This is a genomic window from [Mycoplasma] phocae (assembly GCF_003332325.1).
GTDB classification, from domain to species: Bacteria; Bacillota_I; Bacilli_A; order Mycoplasmatales; family Metamycoplasmataceae; genus Metamycoplasma; species Metamycoplasma phocae.
In genome coordinates, this window is record NZ_CP029295.1 from 326,362 (window position 1) to 346,831 (window position 20,470).

Here is a 20,470-nt window from a genome sequence, read left to right on the forward strand (position 1 = left end):
TTAAAAAATATTTGATTTAGTAAATAAAATTTATCATTTATTGGTTTATTTAGTATTATATTTTTTTAAACAAAGTAAAATTATTTTATCAAACTAAAACTTGTGTTACATTGAAATGATCACAGGTTTTTTTATCATTATTTTTTAAGAAATTAATAATAAAAAAGCGCAAACTTGTGCGCTTAAAATTATTAACTAATTATAGTGTTCCGGTAACTCTTAAAATTATTAAAATTATATTTACAAAAATTAATAATCACAATACGCTAATTAGGAATCAGAATCCTGTACTTCTTTTTGGTTCTTCTACTGGAACTGCAACTTCTTCAGGTTCTACTACTTCTTCTTCTTTAACTATTGATAAACTATTTGAAGCATCTCATTTTGTTGAAACTAGCGATAAAAAGGTTGCTTTACTTAAACTTGTATTTTTAGCATATGATAAATTTGTTGAGCATCTAGGACAATGTTTTGAATTACATGGTGAAGATATTGAACAAGTTGAAACTTTAGCACTAGCAAATCCTTTAATTGTATGCATTATTTTAGGAGAAGTTTTTTCTCCAGCAGTAATGTGGTAGTAAATGTATAATTCACGATCATTTTTTGATGGTGCAATTTCATCAATAACAACATCATAAATAGAATTTGGTCTAATATCTGAAATTTCTACTTGTGATGCTTTCTTAGACTCAACGCCCATTACTAAAAATGTTACTTTTCTAGCTTCGTCTTTTAAATTTACTTCTTCTTGTTTTGCGAAATTTGTTGATTTTTCAACCAAGTTTTCTTGTTCGATATATGTAATAGCATCTTGGTTCTTAATTGATTTTTCTTTAATTCTTTCAACGATTAAACGAGCTTTATCGATTCCGACGCTACCACGATATGCGCCATCACGGTGGAACCAAACTCTTGTATCGTGATATGATTTTTCACTAATTCTAATGAACTCTTCAACCGCATCAATAAACTCTGCAAAATTTCCTGAAATCTTTTTATTAGCTTTTTTAAAATTGAATGAGATATTTCTATTTTCATCAAATGCTTCTGAAATATAGTATTTTTCTAATATTCTTTTTTCTTCTCTTTTCATTCTTACTCCATATTGTTTATAAATTTATATAATGAATTTTACCAAAAAAATATTATTTAAAACAAAAATAAACAAAAATAAAAGGAATAACATTGATACAACACCCTAATATTAAGATAATTTAGTAAAAATAAGGTCAAAAAAAATTTAGCCACCTTTTAAATAATTATTTTAATTATTTTTAGCTAAAAATATTACGATTTTGGCAAAGTAAAAAATACCCAAGGATGGGTATTTCACATATTATTTATTTTAAAGTAATGGTTGCTATTCCTTGAGTTTTCGATGCAATATTAGTAATAGACGCAGATTGACCAAAAGTAGTTTGTGTTGCATTTCTTACAACTAACTCCAAATCATAAACAATGCTAAATTTATTATTTCCTCCAGTAGATGAATCTTTAATTTCAGAAATTCTAAAATCTAACTTAACGGGCATTAAAGAATCATTTACATTTCATTTGAATGAAAATCCATGTTTTAGTAAAAAATCTCTTCTTTCTTGTGGGGTTTTAATTTCTTTTAAAAATCCTATAAATTTAGAAAAACTTTCAAATTCTTTATTAATTGCTGCTAATCCACCATTATGTGATAGTGTTAATAATTTTTCATTGTTTTTAAGAATATAACGATTAACTGGTTCAAATCCACCGTAAGTTCAGATTCTTTCTCTTACTACACTGAAACGTTTAGCAGTAATCTTAATAAAGACTTGACCTACAATATCATTATAATCGGTTTCAATTTTTACATTAGTATCAAGATCAACATCGCCACCTTTGTATTTTATTGATAATTTATCTTTAAATTTTTCAATATTTGAAGCTGGAAGTTCTCTTAATTTTGATGATTCTAATTTTACATTATCAACATAAATATTTGGAACTCTTACTAATTCATCTAAATAAATGGTGCTATTTTCTTTTTGGTTTTTTTCAAAATTGCTTTCAACTTGACCAAGTTTGTTATTTTTAATATCATCTATTTCTTTTTTCAATAAATCTAAATTGGTTTTAATATGCTTTTTAAAATCAACAGTGTCTGCATTTAATCGATTGTATGTAGATTCGCCAATATTAATGGTTGCTTTGAATTTTCTTAGCGCAGCAGTATCACCAGCTAATTTTCTTGATTCAACATCAGCAGCAATGTAATCTCTTTTAAGACTACTGGTAATTTGTGATAAATTTTCATTTTCTGATTTAATTTGATCTTCTTTATCTTGTTTTCTTAATTTAAGATCATCTAGTTTTCTGCTAGCTTCTGTTATTTTATCTTTTAATTCATTAATTTCTTTAGATAATTTTTCTTTTTCTAGTTTTGGTTTTAACTCACTCGCTTTCTTAATAGAAGCTTCTAGATCTTCTACTGCTTTAGTTAGTTCTTCTAATGATGTTGCTTTTTCTGAGTTATCAATACTATTTTGAATTTCATTAATTATGCCAGTATTTTGATCTATTAATTGTTTATTTTCTTGTATTTTTTTTGTTAAACGAGCTTCTAAAGTCGCTTTTTCTTCTTTTAGGATTTTTAGACCGGCTTCAATTTTTTCAGCTTCTGGGCCAAGACCTAGTTTATTAGCTAAATCTTTAACACCATTTGAAGATTCGATTAAGAAATTAACTTCTTTTAAAAGGTTTTCGATATCTACAGCAGCAATTGCTTTTGCCGATTTTTCTTTGATTCTATTAATTTTTTCTGATAGTCCAGCAGCAAATATTCTAACACTTTCTCTTTGTTGTTCTGTACTTTGGCTATTTATTTTACCTTTTAATTCATTAATTTTTGCGGTAGTTTCATTTATTAATCCTGATAGTTTATCTGCTTCTTCAATTAATAGCATTTTTCTTGCGTTTTCTTCAATTGGTTTAGATACAACTAACAATTTTTCCATTTCTCTAATAATATATTCAAATTCAGGAATAGTAACTGCTTCATTAGCTTTTTTAAGAGCATTTGAAAGATTTTCAATTGCTTCATTTACGATTGCTTGGTATTGAAGCAATTTCTTTAATTTAGATTTAGCTAATTCTAATGCTTTTAGAGCTTCTCTCACTGTACCATTTAAAGCATCACGATCTTCTCTCAATTCAACTTTCTTTTCATTTTTCAAAGCAATTTCAATTGCACGATTAACAATAATTAAGGCACCTCTACCAAAATTAATTGCTTCTTCAAGATATGCTATACCAACTTGATAATCTTTTATTGTTAGTTCTTTATAAGCATTTCTTGTACCTTTTTGTAGAACATTAATAACTTTAATAAGATATTTTCTTAGTAAATCATATTCCTCATCCTTGTTAGGATCATATCTTCTAGCTTTTTGTTCTTCTTGTTTTGTAAGTCCAGTTTTTGGATCTTTAATTATATCATCGCGATTATTGTTATATTTAGCATACAATGCCGCAACAGTTATTGTTGATAAGATAAAAATACCACTGGTAACACTTAGAATAATTTTTTTCTTTTTCTTATCTTTTGAGTAACTCATAAATTCTCCTTTTTATTCATTTAACAGATGTTCATATTTTGTTGAATAAAAACATATTATTATTAAAATAATACGTTTATAGATATAAGTATATACAAAATAAATTTTTTTTAAAAAATTTCACAAAAGTTAATATTAATTTTCTTTATTAATAACATTTTATTCATAAAATTAGCATTTTTTATAAAAAATCTTCAAAATTTATTTTGCGAATTATTAATTTATTCAATAAAGATAGTTGCTTCTGCTTTATTATCACCATTTATGCCAGATATACCTTCTTTTTGTCCAAATGTTGCTTCAGTGGCATTTCTTATAACAGCATTAAAACGATAAATAAGGGTAATCGAATTTTCTGTAGCAGCAAATTCATCTATTAAAAAGCTTAACGCAACAGGTTTGGCAACATCTTCTATTTTTCACCTATATGAAAAGCCATTTTCTTTCAAGAAATCTCACCTTTGTAATCCTGATTCAGCTCTAATTGCGGCGATGAAATCTAATAATTTGTCGCCATACTCTTCTTTAATTTTTTCTTTTAAAGTTTTGGTTCCTCTGTATGATAATTCAAGTAAATCTCTTTTATTTTTAGCAAAATAATCTTCAAATTTTTGGTATCCATTAAATGTTCATATTTTTTCTTTTTCAACACCAAAACGATTAACTCTTACCCTTACTAAAAGCTTTCCTTCGACGTCATTGTAGTCAGTTTCAATTTTTACATTAGTATCAAGGTCAACCAAACCTTCATTAATTTTAAGTACTAATTTATCCTTGTTTTTATCTATATTAGATGGTAGATGTTCTTTTAGTGACATAACATCACTTAATTTTTGATTGCCGTAGTATACATTATCAGGTCTTTCTAGCAGTTTTGATACATAAGTTTCACTAAGATCCTTTTGGTTTCTAGCAAAACCATCTTCAACTTGTTTAACTTTTCCTTTAATTTCATCAATTTTATTTTTCAATGCCGCAATATTATCAGCAATATGTGGTTTAACAAAAATATTTGTATCAGCATTTAATCTATCATATGTAGCTTCTGAAATTTGAAGTTTTGATTTAAGATTTCTTAAAGCGCTAGTATCACCAGTTGTTTTTTTAGATTCCTCATCAGCCTTTTTGTAATCTGAATCAAGACTAGTAACAATTCTGGTTATATTTTCTTTTTCAGTTTGAATTTGGTCTTCAATATCTCTTTTTTGATTTTTAATATTTTCTAGTTTTTGTTGAGCTTCAGAAATAGCATCTCTTACTTCACCAAGTTCTTTTGAAAGTTTTTCATCTCTTAATGCTTTTTGTAAATCGATAGAATTTTTAATTGATTGTTCGATTTTTGCAATTATATCGTCAATGTCTTTCAATGATTTAACATTTTCTGAATTCTTGATATGATTTTGAATTTCTTCAACAAATGCTTTAGTTCTATCTTGCAATACTCTATTAGTTCTATTTTTTTGTTCTAAACGGTCTTTTAGTGCTTTTTCTTCTGCTTCTAATACTTTTATATAATTAGCAATTTTTGCTGAGTCTTCAGTAAGACCTAATGTATCTGCTAAATCTTTTACAGCTTTTGCTGAATCAGTTAGATATTTTATTTCTTTTAAAACATCTTCGATATCAACAGCGGTTTGAGCCTTTGCTGCTTTTTCTTTGATTTTATTAATTTTTTCTTGTAATCCGTTAGTAAATACTTTAACGCTTTCTTTTTGTTGATCAATACTTTGATTACCAATTTTTGATTTTAATTCAGCAATTTTAGCAACTGAAGCTTCTAATGTTTTTGCTAATTTATCAGCTTCTTCAATTAATAGTAATTCTCTTGCTTTTGCTTCAACTGGTATATATAATGCATTTAATTTTTCTAATTCCGTGATTATAAAATTAAATTCAGGAATAGTAACTGCGCCTTCTGATTTTTTAATTGTAGATTCAATATTAGCAATTGCTTCATTCACGATTGCTTGATATTCAACTAATTTTTTCAATTCATTTTTAGCAACTTCAAGGGCTTTAATAGCTTCTTTTAGAACTGCGTTTAGCGCATCCCTATCACCCTTTAATTCAACTTTCTTTTCATTTCTTAAAGAAACTTCAATTGCTCTATCAACAATAAGTGAAGCACCCTTCCCAAAACTAATGGCTTCCTCTAAGTATGCTATACCAATTTGATATTCTTTTAGATTTAGTTTTTGTTGAGCATTTTTTGTTCCTTTTTGTAAAACTTTAATAACTTTGATAATGTATTTTCTTAATAGATCATATTCTTCGTCTTTGTTTGGATCATATCTTCTAGCTTTTTGTTCTTCTTGTTTTGTAAGACCAGTTCTTGGATCTTTTATTGTATCACTTTTGTTAGTGTTGTATTTTGCGTATAGTGAAGCAACAGTCACTGTTGATATAATAAAAATACCAGCTGTGACACTCAAAATAATTTTTTTATTTCTGCTTTTTAAGGAATTCATAAAAACCTCTCCGTTTTCTTTTCAATAGTGTTTAAAGTATTAAACATTTTCTTATTTCACTAAATTATTAGTAAACTAAATAATATTTACTAAAAAAATAATTAAATAAATGTTACCACATATTAATTTTTTATTAATAAAAAAAGCTTAATTCTTATAAAAAAAATATATAAATTAAGTCATTTTTTAGATAATAACAATAAAAAGATAAATTTATAAATAAATTTAATTTTTTATGCATTAATGGATTTTAACTGAATAATTTTTTAAAAAAATGACATTTCTAAATTGATTATAATTAGGGTAATTTATAGAAATATTCAATATAAATATTCGCTTTTTTAATAATTTAAAAGATCAAAAAATACCCGAAAAAGGGTATTTAATATTATTTAACAACTATGGTTGTTTGTCCTGGTTTATTTTCTCCAAGTGGTAAAGATAAGAGTGCATTTGAATTACCAAAAGTTGTATTTGATGCGTTTCTTAAAACAACGATTGGAGTGAAAGTAACAATAAATGAATTTTCTCCAGCTGTCACATCATTAATTAATAAATTATAAAAAATTAATTTAGAAGAATCCACTAGATTTAATTTATATGAAAAGCCTTGTTTTCTTAGAAAATCTCATCTATCGTGATTTGGATTTTTCTTAATAGCTTCAACAAAATTTTCTATACTGCCTCCATATTCATCTTTGATTTTTTCTTTTAATGTTTTTTGGCCAGTGTAAGATATATTTAATATATTTCCTTTATTTTTTTCAAAATAATCATTGAATTTTTTATATCCTTCAAACATTCAGATGGTTTCTTTTTTAACACCAAAACGGTCTGCTTTTACCTTTACAAAAAGTTTTCCTTCATAATCATTGTAATCAGTTTCAATTTCTACTTTAGTGTCAAGATCTACTAATTCACCATCGTTTTTAAGTGATATTTGATTTTTAATTTTTTCGACATTTGATGCAAGGCTTTTTCTTAAAGTTGAGGCATCAGTTAATTTTTCATTTCCAAAGTAAATATTATTTGGAGTTCCTAAAATTTTATCGACATAAATTTGACTAACATCTTTTTGATTTCTTGCGTAGTTTGCTTCAACATCGGCAATTTTACCTTTTATATCATCGATTTTATTTTTTAGTGATTCTAATTCACTGGTAATGCGTGGTTTAACAAAAGTATTACTATCAGCATTTAATCTATTATAGGTGGCCTCAGAAATTTGAAGCATAGATTTTATTTTTCTTAAAGCACTAGTATTACCAGCTGCTTTTTTAGATTCAACGTCAGCGTTTTGATAATCTGTTTGAAGATTTCCAACGATTTTTCCTATATTTTCTTTTTCTGTTTGAATTTGATCTTCAATATCTCTTTTTTGATTTTTAATATCTTCTAATCTTTGTTTAGCATTAGAGATAGCATCTCTTATTTCATTAATTTTATTTGATAGTTTTTCAACTTCTAATTTAAATTTTAAATCCTCAGATTTTTTCAAAATTTCTTCAATTTTTGAAATTGAATTATCTAAATCTTCGATTGTTTTAGGATTATTAGATTCATTAATTTTATTTTGAATTTCTTTAATTACTGCTTCAGTTTCGGTTTGTAAAACTTTATTAGATTTAGCTTTTTCTTCTAAACGTTTTTCTAAATTAGTTTTTTCATCTTCCAATGTTCTTAAATATTCAATGATTTTTGCTGCTTCTTCATTAAGTCCTAGTTTAACTGCCAAATCTTTAACACCATTAGATGATTCAATTAAAAATTTGACTTCTTTTAAAGCTTCTTCAATATCAACTGCCGCTACTGCGTTTTTAGATTTTTCTTGAACTCTTGAAATTTTTTCTGGTAAACCTGCGACAAATAATCTAACACTTTCTTTTTGTTGTTCAAGGGTTTGGTTATTAACTTTTGATTTTAAATCGTTAATTTTAAGAACAAGAGCGTCCAATAAATCAACTAACTTATTAGCTTCTTCTGTTAATAGTAATTCTCTTGCCTTCGCTTCAATTGGTCTAGATTCAGAATTTATTTTTTCAAGTTCTGCAATTAAGAAGTTGAACTCAGGAATAGTAACTGCTTCATCTGCTCTTTTAAGCGCTGATTCAATATTTTTAATAGTTTGATTAACAAGCGCTTGATGTTGAATTATTCTTCTTAATTCTGCTTTTAAAACTTCAAGAGCCTTAATTGCATCTTTTAAAACAGTATTTAAAGTATCCCTGTCTTCTCTTAATTCTATTTTTCTTTCATTTTTTTGTGAAATTTCAATTGCTCTAGCTACAATAAGCGAAGCACTTTTACCAAAATTAATAGCTTCTTCTAAATATGCAATTCCAATTTGATGATCTTTTAAATCTAATTTTTGTTGAGCATTTTTTGTTCCCTTTTGTAAAACTTTAATAACTTTGATAAGATATTTTCTTAATAATTCATATTCCTCATCTTTGTTTGGATCATATCTTCTAACTTTTTGTTCTTCTTGTTTTGTAAGACCAGTTTTTGGATCTTTTATTATTTCGGTTTTATCATTATTGTATTTTGCATATAAAGACGCAACAGTTATTGTTGATAAAATAAAAACACCAGCACTAATACTTAAGATAATTTTTTTCTTTTTACTTTTTAAAGAATTCATAAAACTTCCTTTTTATATATGTTTATAATTATCAATTTTACACACTTTTTTTATTTTTAATAAACATTTGATAAATTTTAAACTAAATTTACAAAATTTTAGCCTTAAAATAAAGGTATTATAAGTTATATTTAGTAAAATAAAAATAGTCATATTTCAGATTATAAAAGTGAATTTTTTGTTCAAAAACAAAGAAAATTTATTGAAAAAATAAAGAAATTAAACCTTTTGCGATTCAATAACAAAATCAACTTTTAGTTTAAAATCTTTATTTTCAATATTATGTGGTTCTTGTGAATTTAGATAAGGTAAATATAATCCATACTCATATTTTTCACCTTTAATTCGTATAGTGCTATTAGCTAATGAGAAAAAACTAGCATTAAATCTAATTTCAGGATTTATTAGCCCATTGCCATCGCTATCCGTTTCAACAAATGTTAAATCACCGTTAAACTTAAATGGAATAAAAAAGAATTTCGTTTTTTCTTTAGTCGCCACTAATTCTCGAGTTAATCTAAAGAAATAATTACCCTTTGTAAATTCATTTTGAATTAATAAACTTCGATCAATGTAATTTAAATTCTTATTTTTATTTATATTATCAAGAATTTTTTTGATTTCAATTTTATTTTTATTATTAAGATCATCAGAGCGATAAGTATTTGTTGTGAAAAAATTTAATTTTCAATTTTCATTAAATGAACTTTGAACTCTACTATTTGAATTATGCGAGATAATTCTTTGATTTGTTGCTATGTTAGTCTCTTCAGATGTTTTAATTGTAAAATTCCTTATAACTTTAAATTCTGGATTTTTTGATTGGCTTGATAATTGAATATCAAAGTGCAAAGTTTTTTTATCTATTAAATCAAGAATAACATTAGCAATAGTAGCTTTTACATTTGGTTCTATTAATTTAAAATTTAGTGGTTTTAAAATACTATTATCTAAAAGATTTAAATTGCTAAATAATTCTCGCATAATATCTTCGGGTTTACCGTTAATAGTGATGTTGTCATCTCATGCTAGTATTCCATTTGGATTTTTATCCTTATCATATTTAGCTTGATGAACTAAAAATATATTAGCACTAGAATCTCATAATTTTAATGGTTCTTTTGTTTGTTTGATTCCAACTGCCAAGCCAATTATAATTGCGGCGGCTGCTGCCCCCAATGAAAAAAATATAATACTTCTAGCTTTTCTTAGTTTAACAGTTTTCTTTGCCGTGTCTTTAAATTTTATTTGATCATCAGCAGAAACTTTTTTTTCAATATCTTCATCTCACGGATCTTTGGGATTTTTTTTATTTCTAAATCGATCCATTTTACTCTCCGATATATTTTTCAAATTCGGTTGTTTTATCTTCAGATTCTTCAGGACCCATTAAGTTAAATTCTTTAAGATAATCTGAAACTGTATTTTTAGCTGAATCATCATCAAATTTTTCCAATTTGTTTGAATTTTCATCATTTTTTCTTGCTATATCATTTTTTTCATCTTGGTGATTATCAAATTTATTATCATCATTGCTATTAGATTTATCATGATTTGATGAATTATCAGCGTCAGCCATTTCATCTCAATTATCAGAATATATTCATCCATCTAAATCATCTTCTTCTAATTCAGTATTTTTTTCTTTATTTTTATTTAAATTATTAAAGTTTAATTCGGTTTCAGATGTGCTTTTAATTTGATGTTGTGCTAATTGCTCATGACTACTAAAATGATTCAAATTTTCACTGTCTAAATCATTCATCTGCATTTCTAATGTCTTTTCATCATTATCTAAATTAGTATCTTCTTTTGTTTCATCAACAATAATTTTAGAATTGTTTGTTTCACTATCAAAATCATTTGTCTCATCTTCATTTTTAAATAAGTCGTTAAAGTCTTTAATTTCTTCATCAGAATTTTCAAAACTTTCATCAGTACTAATTTCTTCATTTAAAGTGTTTTGTGATAAATTATCAATATTTTCAAACATATTATCTTCAGCTTTAAATTCATTATCTTCTATATGATCATTTTCTATTTGGTCATCATTATGATTTTCTAATGTTTCAGCATTTTTATTTATTTCTTCAGATTCAATATCAAACATATCTTGAAATTTATCATCATTTTCGTCAACAATTGAATTTTGATTATCGTCATCATATTTAAAATTAGTCATTTGATTATGATTAATTTCTTCGTCGATTATTTGATCATTATTATCGACTCTATTTTGAAGATTAAACACATCGACAACTTCAGTTTTATTGTTATTTACCACAGAATTTTGATTTTCAACATCTTTATCAAAATCATCAGAAATAACATCATTTTCAATATTAAATTTATCACTAAAGTTGAGGTCATTAACATCATCATTTGAAATATTTGTCTCGGTTGAATGTTCTTGTTTGCTTGATTCATTAGATTTAATATCTAGCTCATTATTTTCTAAACCATTAGTAAAATTGTCATTTAAATTTGTATTTTCTAAATTTATAATTTCATTATCATTATTTTCGTGATCAATTTCACTATTTAAATTATTTGGCATAGGCAATGATTCTAAATTTTGTGCATCATCTTCAAAAGTATTTTCTTCGAAATTATCATCTTCAATTTCGCTTTGATTTACTGAATTTTTTAGTTCATCACTAATATATTCACTTTCGTAATTTTTATCTAAATAAGCGCTCGGATTCTTATTATCAACGCTATTATCTTCTTCTTTAAGATTTACATTTGATGTTTCATCCTCAACATCATAAAAACCGGTGTTGTAATAAATATCTTCAGTTAAATCATCGAAATTGCTAACTTCTTCTAATTCTTCTTCAGTTTCTTCGCCATTATCATTTTCATTAGCGTTCGAATCTAAAGTAGGGTCTTGAATTTGATTTTTTTGTATATTTTCTTGATAATCTTCTAAATTATTTAAATTTTCTTCATTAATAATCCCAAGATTTTGATTCATTGGTTCAGATTTTGGGTTTTCATCTACATTTAAAACATTGTAATTTAGATGTGATTTAGAATCATCATCTGCCTCAATTTTGTCTTCATCTAAAACATTGTAATTTAGAGATTTGGAATCATCATCTGCTTCAATTTCGTCTTCATCCAAAACATTGTAATTTAGATGAGATTTAGAATTATCATCTGCTTCAATTTCAACTTCGTGTAAATCACTTCGATTTAAATGTTTTGATATTTCTAAAATATTTTCAGGAGATTCTTCAATATTTTCATTGTTTTTTGGTTGATTTTCTAATTCAAGTTCATTATCGATATCGAGATCTAATCTAATTATTCTAGTTGATTCATTTTCATGTTCTAAATCTTCTTGAATATTTTTTTCCTTATTAAAATTTTCTTCAACATGAAAATCTTCAATTTCATCATCATTTTCTAAATCTGGTTCAATTGATCTAATTACAACTGGTGGTCTTTGCCTTGCAATTCTATCAGATTCAAAATTCTTTGTTGCAATTAATTCTTTATTAATTTTTTCTTTAATTTCACTAATAATTTTGTATTTTTTAATAGGTCATTCATGTTTAGAAATGATAGTGATTGGATAAGCTTTTGATTCTAAGAATTTTATTCCATCCTTAAATTTTAGATAATTTTCATAATTATTAATATAGTCATAATAATCGATTATGAAACCATGAATTAATTTATTGGTAATCATATTAATTAAGACGATGTCAATTGTCTTGGTTCCAATTGAATAATCAGAAATGAATTTTAAATTATTATGATCCTGAACTAATTGTTGTAATTGCGACAAAATTTCTTTTTTATATTCAACGTCTTCATTAATTGAAATATTTCTAGTAATTTCAATCATGTCATCATCAACTTCATCTAAATAGTTTTTTTGTTCTTCAAGTGATAAATCTAGAAATTTTAATCATTCTTTAAAAATTCGCATATCAGTTGTTGAATTTTCAGTAATTTGAACATCATCAGCATAAATTGATTTAACAACGATAATTTTTTCTCTAGCTCGTGAAATAGCTACATTTAAAGCATTTTTTCCGCCTGCTCTTGCGACATAAGTTCCATATAACGATGTATTTTTATCATAAACTACTGACATAATAACAAGGTCAGCTTCATCACCTTGTATATTTTCAATATTTTTAAGTGAAATTTGTCCTGAATTAATAGCATTTTCAAGTTCGGGTTCATTACCAAAAATTAAATTCATTAAATAATCTTGTTGTTTAACGTTAAACACTAAAACAATAATCTTTTTATATTTAGCAAGATTTTCCTTGATAATTTCAATAACTTTGGTGCCTTCTTCCACATTCATGCTATTGTTTCAAGCTCCATTTACTTGAACAACATCAATGGCCTTGTCTTTATTTAAAGAAACTTCATAATCATCGATTACATCTAATTTAGAATCATAAAAGTGCTTTGAACTAAATGTCATTAGCGCCGCCAATTTAGAACGATAGTTTTTATTTAGTAAAATTGAGAAAACTCCACGATTACGAGCATAGGCAAGTAGTGATTCAATATGCCCAAGTTCATCTTCTTCATCAAAATTATAGGTTACCGAAAATCAACGAGTTGGTTGCATTTGTTGACTATCACCAGCTAAGATTTTTCTTTTTGCTAAGTATAAAATTGGTATACCTTTTTCTAAAAACATTTGGCTTGATTCATCAAGAATTGCATAATCAAATTCTTCTTTTTCTCACATTGAGAGATCAATTTCTGGAGTTGTAATAATTATTGGAAATAACAATTTAATAATTTCACGATATCTATGGAAAAATAGATAAGGTTTTAATTTCGCGGTACGAATCGACAAAGTAAAGTCATTATAAAGTGCTAATTGCTTACCAGAAAAGTTAGAAACAATTTCAAATTTTTTCTCTAAAATCATTTCTGAAAGAATTTTTTCGTTGTTTAATTCAATACTCTTAGACTTAATTATATTTTTATACTCATCAATAATATCAACTACCGAATCATAATTAACCTTATCAATAAATTTTAAGCATTTATCAATATCGACACTGAAAAGTGAACTGTCACTTGCTAAAATTTCAGCAACACGTTTAATTGATGAAGGATAAAATGTGAAAAAGTGAGGTTTTTTTCCTAAATTAACTTCATATAAATGTTTCATAATTGATTTTTTATCTAATAAAACCTTATTGAATTCGTATTTTAGTTCACGATCTAATAATTTTAAATTTTCAAATAGTGATTCCGAGAAATTAACATTGGTAAGAGCTGAATAAAATTGTAGAAGATTATCAATATTTGGATTGTTATGTAAGCGACTAATGGTGTCAACATAATTTTTATCCTCAAGTGAAAAAATACTAATTCCCTTTTCTGAGTTTGTTCTACTGCAGTGTTCTAATTCATAAATGTATTTTTGAAGTGGTTGATAGAATTCATCTAATTGAACATGCTTATCACTTAAAGCAAATAAGCAAAATTTAGAAATTGATTTTAAACGCTTTTTCAATACATCTAAAGCTGCTTTTTTTTGTGATACAACAAGACCAGAATAACCATGAGCTACAATATTAGCAATTAAATTACTAATTGTTTGTGATTTTCCTGTACCGGGAGGACCTCAAATTATTGTATCTTGATATAGAGCGGAAATAGTTGCACAATCCTGTGAAAAATTGGTTTTTTGAATTTTAAATAATTTAAAATGTTTATCAAAAATTACTCGTTTCACAGTTTCAACATATTTAACTTTACTAATTTTTGGATTTAAAATGTAATCAAATTCATCATTTTCGATAATTTTTTTCATTTGATTTCATAAATAGCCTGATGAAACATTATAAAATCCCAACACCATTCCTTGATGAAATTCAATAGAAGTATTGCTAATTTTATCTTGTTCTAAATCAGGAATAGCATTTTTAATTGTTTCAGGAATTTGATAAATTGGACTTCAGATTTCTTTAAAATAATTAAAAACTTCTTCCATAGTAGCATTTGAAAAATTAAAAGTATCAACATTGATCATAAATCCTTGTTGGCTTAAAAAAGTTATTAATTTACTATTAATTCTAATATCAGAACTAGATTCTAAATAAACAAGTGAATTTTCAATACGAATTGTTACTTCTTTAAAAAATAGGGGTGCAAAAATAATTTTTTTGTCAGTCTTAATTGATATAAAAAAGAATCCCAAATGTAATGGCCAAATATTTGTTTCAATATTAATGTTTTTTGCGTTATTTAAAATCTTCTTTCATTTAACGATAGATTTTTGAAATTCCGTTTCTAAATTATTTAATAAAAGTTGTTTAGCTTTTTCAAAATTATTATTTAATGCTTTAAAAATTGCATTATCAATCCGACGATTATATTCCTTAAAAATAGAAATTACTTCAAATTTATTAGTTGCAACTGCCACTTTTTCGCTAATGATGCGATTACTATTTTCTTTTAAAATGTGATTAATATGATGATGAGTATAAAAATTATCAAATGTTTCTACTCCAAAGTTTTTTAAAACATCGAAAAATTTTTCATTATCTACTGAAGAGAATAGTGATGAGTCATTAGTTTCAATGTTTTGCAAATTTGCTAAAATCGTTTGATATTTTACTTCGTTATTTTCCATTATTCAATTTCCTTTCTAATTTTTTGTTCTAAATACTTAGCTGAATTGCCAATCACTAAAGAAATTTGTTGACTTTGAAAACTAATGCCAGTAATTCCATCCAATGATTTTAAAGCTGAGCTGTCAACTTTTTTTCGATCAATAAAAGCAATTTTAACTACCTTTTGTGTAGCATTAACATCTACGATGTTGTCCTTTCCACCGATGAATTTTAAAAATTCATCATAGTCAAATGATAGTTTCTCTTGAATGCTTAAATAGTCTTTAGGTTTCTTTTGTTGATATTTTTTCTTTCAATATATACAAATAAAACCTAATGTTAATATGCATAGAAGAATGTATAAAAATTTATGCTTTTTGTTCATTTTTGCCTCATTTTTAAATTGTAATATTTCCATATAACAGGTCTTTTATAATTATATTTTATTTATTTAATAATATTACTAAAAATAACAATCGCGACATTATCATTTTTATTTTTGTAGTTTGTATTAAAATTAATTAAAGATTTAAGCAATCCAAGAAAGGGTATTAAAAATGCAAAAAAAAATAATGCTTAGTGGCATCACGGCAACAGGAAAATTAACAATTGCCAATTTCATTGGTGCAATTAAAAATATTGTCAAACTACAAGATAAATATGACAATTATGTTTTCATAGCCGACCTTCATGCTCTAACACTTCCAATCGATAAAAAAGAACTTGCTAATAATCGTCGAGATATTTTTGCTTTATTTCGCGCCTGTGGCGTTGATTTGAATAAAACAACTTTATTTTTTCAATCTGATGTTATTGAACATGGATTAATGAATTGATTAATTTTAACAAATACAAGTATCGGTGAATTATCACGAATGACACAATTTAAAGATAAATCAACGAAGATTAAAAGTGCAAATGGTATGGAAACAATTCCAACAGGGCTACTAATGTATCCAACTTTAATGGTAGCCGATATTCTACTATATAATGCTGATATTATTCCAGTTGGAATTGATCAAAAACAACATGTTGAATTAACAAGGAACTTAGCCATTAGATTAAATAATAAATATAAGACTGATTTTAAAATTCCAGAGCCTTTTATTCCTGAAATTGGGGCAAAAATTATGTCATTGACTGAACCAACTAAAAAAATGTCAAAATCAGATACTAACCAAAAATCATCAATTTATCTTTTAGACAATCCAGATGAAGCTTATAAAAAAATTATGCGCTCAGTTACTGATTCTGAAGGAAAAATTTATGTTGACGATTCAAAACCAGGCATTACAAATCTATTAAGCATTTATAGCGCAATTAAAGATATTACTCTTAAAGATGCTGAACTTGAATTTAAAGACAAAAATTACGGAGAATTAAAACAAGCAGTTGGTGAAGAAGTTAAAGCTTTATTAACAAAAATTCAAGAAAATTATTCAATTCACATCAAAAATGTAGAGCAAGAAAGTCAGATTGGAGCTTTGAAAGCTAGAAAAACTGCAAACGAAAACATGAACAAATTAATGAAAGGAATGGGACTAAGTCATGAAAGTTAATAAAAATTTAAATCATTCAACTAGTCATTTATTAGCGGCAGCGATTTTAAAATTATATCCAAATGCAAAATTAGCAATTGGACCAGCAATTGACGAAGGATTTTATTACGATTTCGAAATTGAAGAAGGAATTTTAGAGTCAGATCTACCAAGAATTGAAAAATTAATGAAGAAAATGGCTATGCAAGGATATGAGATGAAATTAGTTGATGAATCTCAATATTCATTTGATAATCAACCATATAAAAAAGAATTGCGAGATGAATTTGTTAGAGAAGGTAAAAAAATAACCTTCTATCAATACTATCATCCTAAAAATAATGAAATATTATTCACAGATCTTTGCTCAGGTGGCCATATCAGCAACACTAAAGAAATCAAACACTTTAAATTGCTATCAGTTGCCGGAGCCTATTGACGGGGAGATTCTAAAAACAAAATGTTAACGCGAATCTATGGAACCGCTTGAGAAACAGAAGATGAGTTAAAACAATATCTTGCTATTCTAGAAGAAAGAAAAGAACGTGACCATCGAAAAATTGGTAAAGAATTGGGAATTTTTACATTTAACCAATTAAGTGGACAAGGACTGCCAATTTGACTTGAAGATGGAATGAAAATTCATAACGCCATTCGTGATTATGTTTTAAAATTAGATAAAAAATTCGGATTTCAAGAAGTGCTAACTCCACATTTTGGAGAAAAAAAATTGTATGAAATTAGTGGCCACTGAGATCATTATCAAGACACAATGTTTAAACCATTAAAAATGGATAATGAAATTCTTGTGCCGCGACCAATGACATGTCCACATCATATTTTGCTTTTCAATTCATCACGCCATTCATATAAAGAATTGCCAATTAGATATTCAGAGCAATCAAGATTATATCGTTATGAAAAATCGGGAGCATTATCTGGACTTGAAAGAGTTAGATCAATGGATTTAACTGAAGGCCATGTTTTTGTTAGAATTGATCAAATTAAAGATGAATTTAAACATTTATATAAAATGATTGTCCAAGCATTAAATGATTTCAAAATTGAGATTGATCATATTTCACTTTCATTACGTGATCCTAATAATAGTGAAAAATTCTTTAGCGATGATGAAATGTGAAACCATGCAGAAAATGATTTACGTGATGTACTAAATGAGTTAAAAATTGAATACAAAGAGTTCATTGGAGAAGCTGCTTTTTATGGACCTAAAATTGATATTCAAATTAAAACTGCTTTGAATAAAATTATTACAATGTCAACACTACAATTAGATTTTCTTCTTCCAATGAGATTTAATATGAAATATGTTGATGATAATGAAGAAATGAAAGTTCCAGTATTAATTCATCGTGGATTAATTGGCACATATGAGAGATTTATTGCCACATTGCTTGAGCAAACAAAAGGTGTTTTACCTTATTGATTGAGCCCACATCAAGTAACAATTATGCCTATCAATAGTGAATTAAATGAACATTGCCAAAAACTATATGAAGAATTATTAGACCTTGATATTAATGTTAATGTTGATTTACGAAATGAAAGAATTAACCGTAAAATTAGGGATGCTCAAATTCAAAAAACTAAATTTATTGTTGTTATTGGAGCAGAAGAGCAAAAAAATGATACAGTATCAGTTAGAGAATACGGTTCTGAAAAAAGCCAAATATTTACAAAACATGATTTTATTAAAAAACTATTAGAACTTAAACATATGAAATAATTAACACAGCAAAAATTAAGTGCGACTTATAAAAAAGTCCCTTATTTTTTATTTAATACAAAACACATTCTTCAATAAAAATAAAGGTTTTTTCTATAAATTTTATTGATTGTGTGAATTTAAATTAAATAAAATTGCTATAAATTATTTTTCTAATAATATTGTCTTTTTGTAAATTTATAGAATAAAAAACATCAAACACTGACATTAATTGCGTGTTTGATGTTTACGTTAAATTTAGGTTAAATAACATTTGTAACATTTAGAATTATTAAGATTAAATTTACTAATGCTATAATGATTAAAAGTGAAAGAGCAACTTTTATTCCGGTATTTTTTTGATTATAACGTCTTTGATGGTAGTGATGAATGTGCTCTTCTTTTGTCATCATCATATCATCTTTCATCATAGAATCATCATCAGACATCATATGATCTTCTTCTTTATCCATATTTGACTCTTGTGACATCATGTCATTTTCTTTCATCATAGGTTCTTCTTCCATCATCATAGAATCATCAGACATCATATGATCTTCTTCCATCATAGTTTTTTCAGTAGCGAATCCTTCCACTGTTTTCATCATTGTCTCAGACATTTGGCCATCGCTTGATAAATTGTAGTAAACATCTAATTTACCTTCATATGGTTTTAGATCTAAAATTGTTACATCAAATTTAGATTCGTATTCCACGTCATCTTTCATAACATCTGTTGACATTTTAGATTCTTTATCTGGAACATCAAATGTAATTTCATTAGCTTCTTCTTCTAATTCTTTCATTAGCATCATTTTTTTCGAAGGTTTTTTAGTTGATTTTTCCACTAAATTTTCTTTTTCAATGTAGCTAATTGCATCTTGATTTTCAACGTTCTTCTCTTTAACGTGTTCGATGATTAGACGAGCTTTTTCAAGTCCTACACTACCACGATAAGCGGCATCACGGTGGAATCATACTCTTGTTTCATTTTCTGATTGTTCGGATACACGAACATACTCAGCAAGTGCGTCGGTGAATTCAGCGAAATTTCCTGAGATTTTTTTATTAGCTTTTTTAAAATTAAAAGATATATTTCTATTTTTATCGAAAGCTTCCGAAATGTAATATTTGTCCAATAATTTTTTTTGTTTTTTCTTCATTTTTTCTCCATTAAATTTATATATAGAATAATATTATTTTAACAAAAAAATAGTCAACAAAAAAAATAACATGGTTTTTTGTACTAACATTCATGTTATTTAGTAGTCAATGTTAATTTATTGTTTACATTCGATTAAAAGATTCACAATGTTTTCAATATCTTTTGAATCTAAAATTGCTGGTAAATTTTTAATAATTTTATTCATTTCATAATCAAGATTATCAATAGTTACATAAGACATATAAGGCTTAAGATTCACAATTAATGGTGTTGTTTCTTTATAGAAAACCATAATTCCGATTATTGGGGTATTTGGTGGTAAAATTGCCGCTAGTTTTTCCATATCTTCGCCCAATTCAATTGTAGCATTTGGAAATATATAATCTCTTTTACTGCCTTTAATATGTCATTCACGTTGAAGAGCATCTCCATCAATATGGCCATCTTCAATATAATTGGCTTTAAATAAGACAACCGAACCGGGACTAATTAAAATATTTCCCAATTGAAATTTTTCTTTAGTTTTGAGATTTTTATATAATGAGGGTTTAACTCATTTAGTATTAAAATTTTCGTTTAATGTTTTCAGTATTTCAACGCCGATTTCTTCTTCAAATTTCTGATTTTTTTTCGATTTACTTAAATTACCTTTATGAATAAAAAAACCAATTATAAACATTATTATTACAAATCCAATAAATAAAAATAACCCCAAAATAATTCCGATGATATAAATT

11 protein-coding genes are annotated in these 20,470 nt (G+C 26.2%); 2 read left to right on the top strand and 9 right to left on the bottom strand.

Going from position 1 to position 20,470, the window contains the following annotated elements; genetic code table 4:
* Nucleotides 1-199: 199 nt before the first annotated feature.
* The 7 genes from DA803_RS01470 to DA803_RS06200 form a co-directional block, all read right to left on the bottom strand.
* Nucleotides 200-1,096 (bottom strand): hypothetical protein, encoded by an 897-nt coding sequence (locus tag DA803_RS01470; protein WP_114190866.1) that lies wholly within the window; start codon nt 1,094-1,096, stop codon nt 200-202.
* A gap of 247 nt (nt 1,097-1,343) precedes the next feature.
* Nucleotides 1,344-3,590, bottom strand: a complete 2,247-nt coding sequence (locus tag DA803_RS01475) for a coiled-coil domain-containing protein (protein ID WP_114190867.1) — start codon at nt 3,588-3,590, stop codon at nt 1,344-1,346.
* A 221-nt stretch (nt 3,591-3,811) separates the two neighbouring features.
* Nucleotides 3,812-6,058, bottom strand: coding sequence for a coiled-coil domain-containing protein (locus tag DA803_RS01480; protein WP_114190868.1), 2,247 nt, complete (start codon nt 6,056-6,058; stop codon nt 3,812-3,814).
* A 388-nt stretch (nt 6,059-6,446) separates the two neighbouring features.
* Nucleotides 6,447-8,699 (bottom strand): hypothetical protein, encoded by a 2,253-nt coding sequence (locus DA803_RS01485; RefSeq protein ID WP_114190869.1) that lies wholly within the window; start codon nt 8,697-8,699, stop codon nt 6,447-6,449.
* Between the two features lie 219 nt (nt 8,700-8,918).
* Nucleotides 8,919-10,028, bottom strand: a complete 1,110-nt coding sequence (locus DA803_RS06195; protein ID WP_114190870.1) for a hypothetical protein — start codon at nt 10,026-10,028, stop codon at nt 8,919-8,921.
* Nucleotide 10,029: 1 nt separating this feature from the next.
* Nucleotides 10,030-15,324, bottom strand: a complete 5,295-nt coding sequence (locus DA803_RS01495) for a DEAD/DEAH box helicase (protein ID WP_114190871.1) — start codon at nt 15,322-15,324, stop codon at nt 10,030-10,032.
* Nucleotides 15,324-15,722: a PTS sugar transporter subunit IIB gene (locus DA803_RS06200; protein ID WP_277869743.1), complete on the bottom strand. Its 399-nt coding sequence runs from the start codon at nt 15,720-15,722 to the stop codon at nt 15,324-15,326. Before DA803_RS06200 ends, DA803_RS01495 begins: the two co-directional genes overlap by 1 nt.
* 139 nt (nt 15,723-15,861) lie before the next feature.
* Between DA803_RS06200 and trpS the strand changes: the two genes are divergently transcribed.
* Nucleotides 15,862-16,863 (top strand): tryptophan--tRNA ligase, encoded by a 1,002-nt coding sequence (gene trpS / locus DA803_RS01505; RefSeq protein ID WP_114190872.1) that lies wholly within the window; start codon nt 15,862-15,864, stop codon nt 16,861-16,863.
* Nucleotides 16,853-18,589: a threonine--tRNA ligase gene (gene thrS, locus DA803_RS01510; protein ID WP_114190873.1), complete on the top strand. Its 1,737-nt coding sequence runs from the start codon at nt 16,853-16,855 to the stop codon at nt 18,587-18,589. Before trpS ends, thrS begins: the two co-directional genes overlap by 11 nt.
* Nucleotides 18,590-18,831: 242 nt before the next feature.
* On the opposite strand, the gene DA803_RS01515 is transcribed toward thrS, so the two are convergent.
* Complete coding sequence (locus DA803_RS01515; protein WP_114190874.1) at nt 18,832-19,731, bottom strand: hypothetical protein; 900 nt, start codon at nt 19,729-19,731, stop codon at nt 18,832-18,834.
* Nucleotides 19,732-19,848: 117 nt separating this feature from the next.
* Nucleotides 19,849-20,412 carry a hypothetical protein gene (locus tag DA803_RS06205; RefSeq protein WP_145960819.1) on the bottom strand — a complete coding sequence of 188 codons (564 nt, stop codon included), beginning with the start codon at nt 20,410-20,412 and terminating at the stop codon, nt 19,849-19,851.
* Nucleotides 20,413-20,470 lie beyond the last annotated feature (58 nt).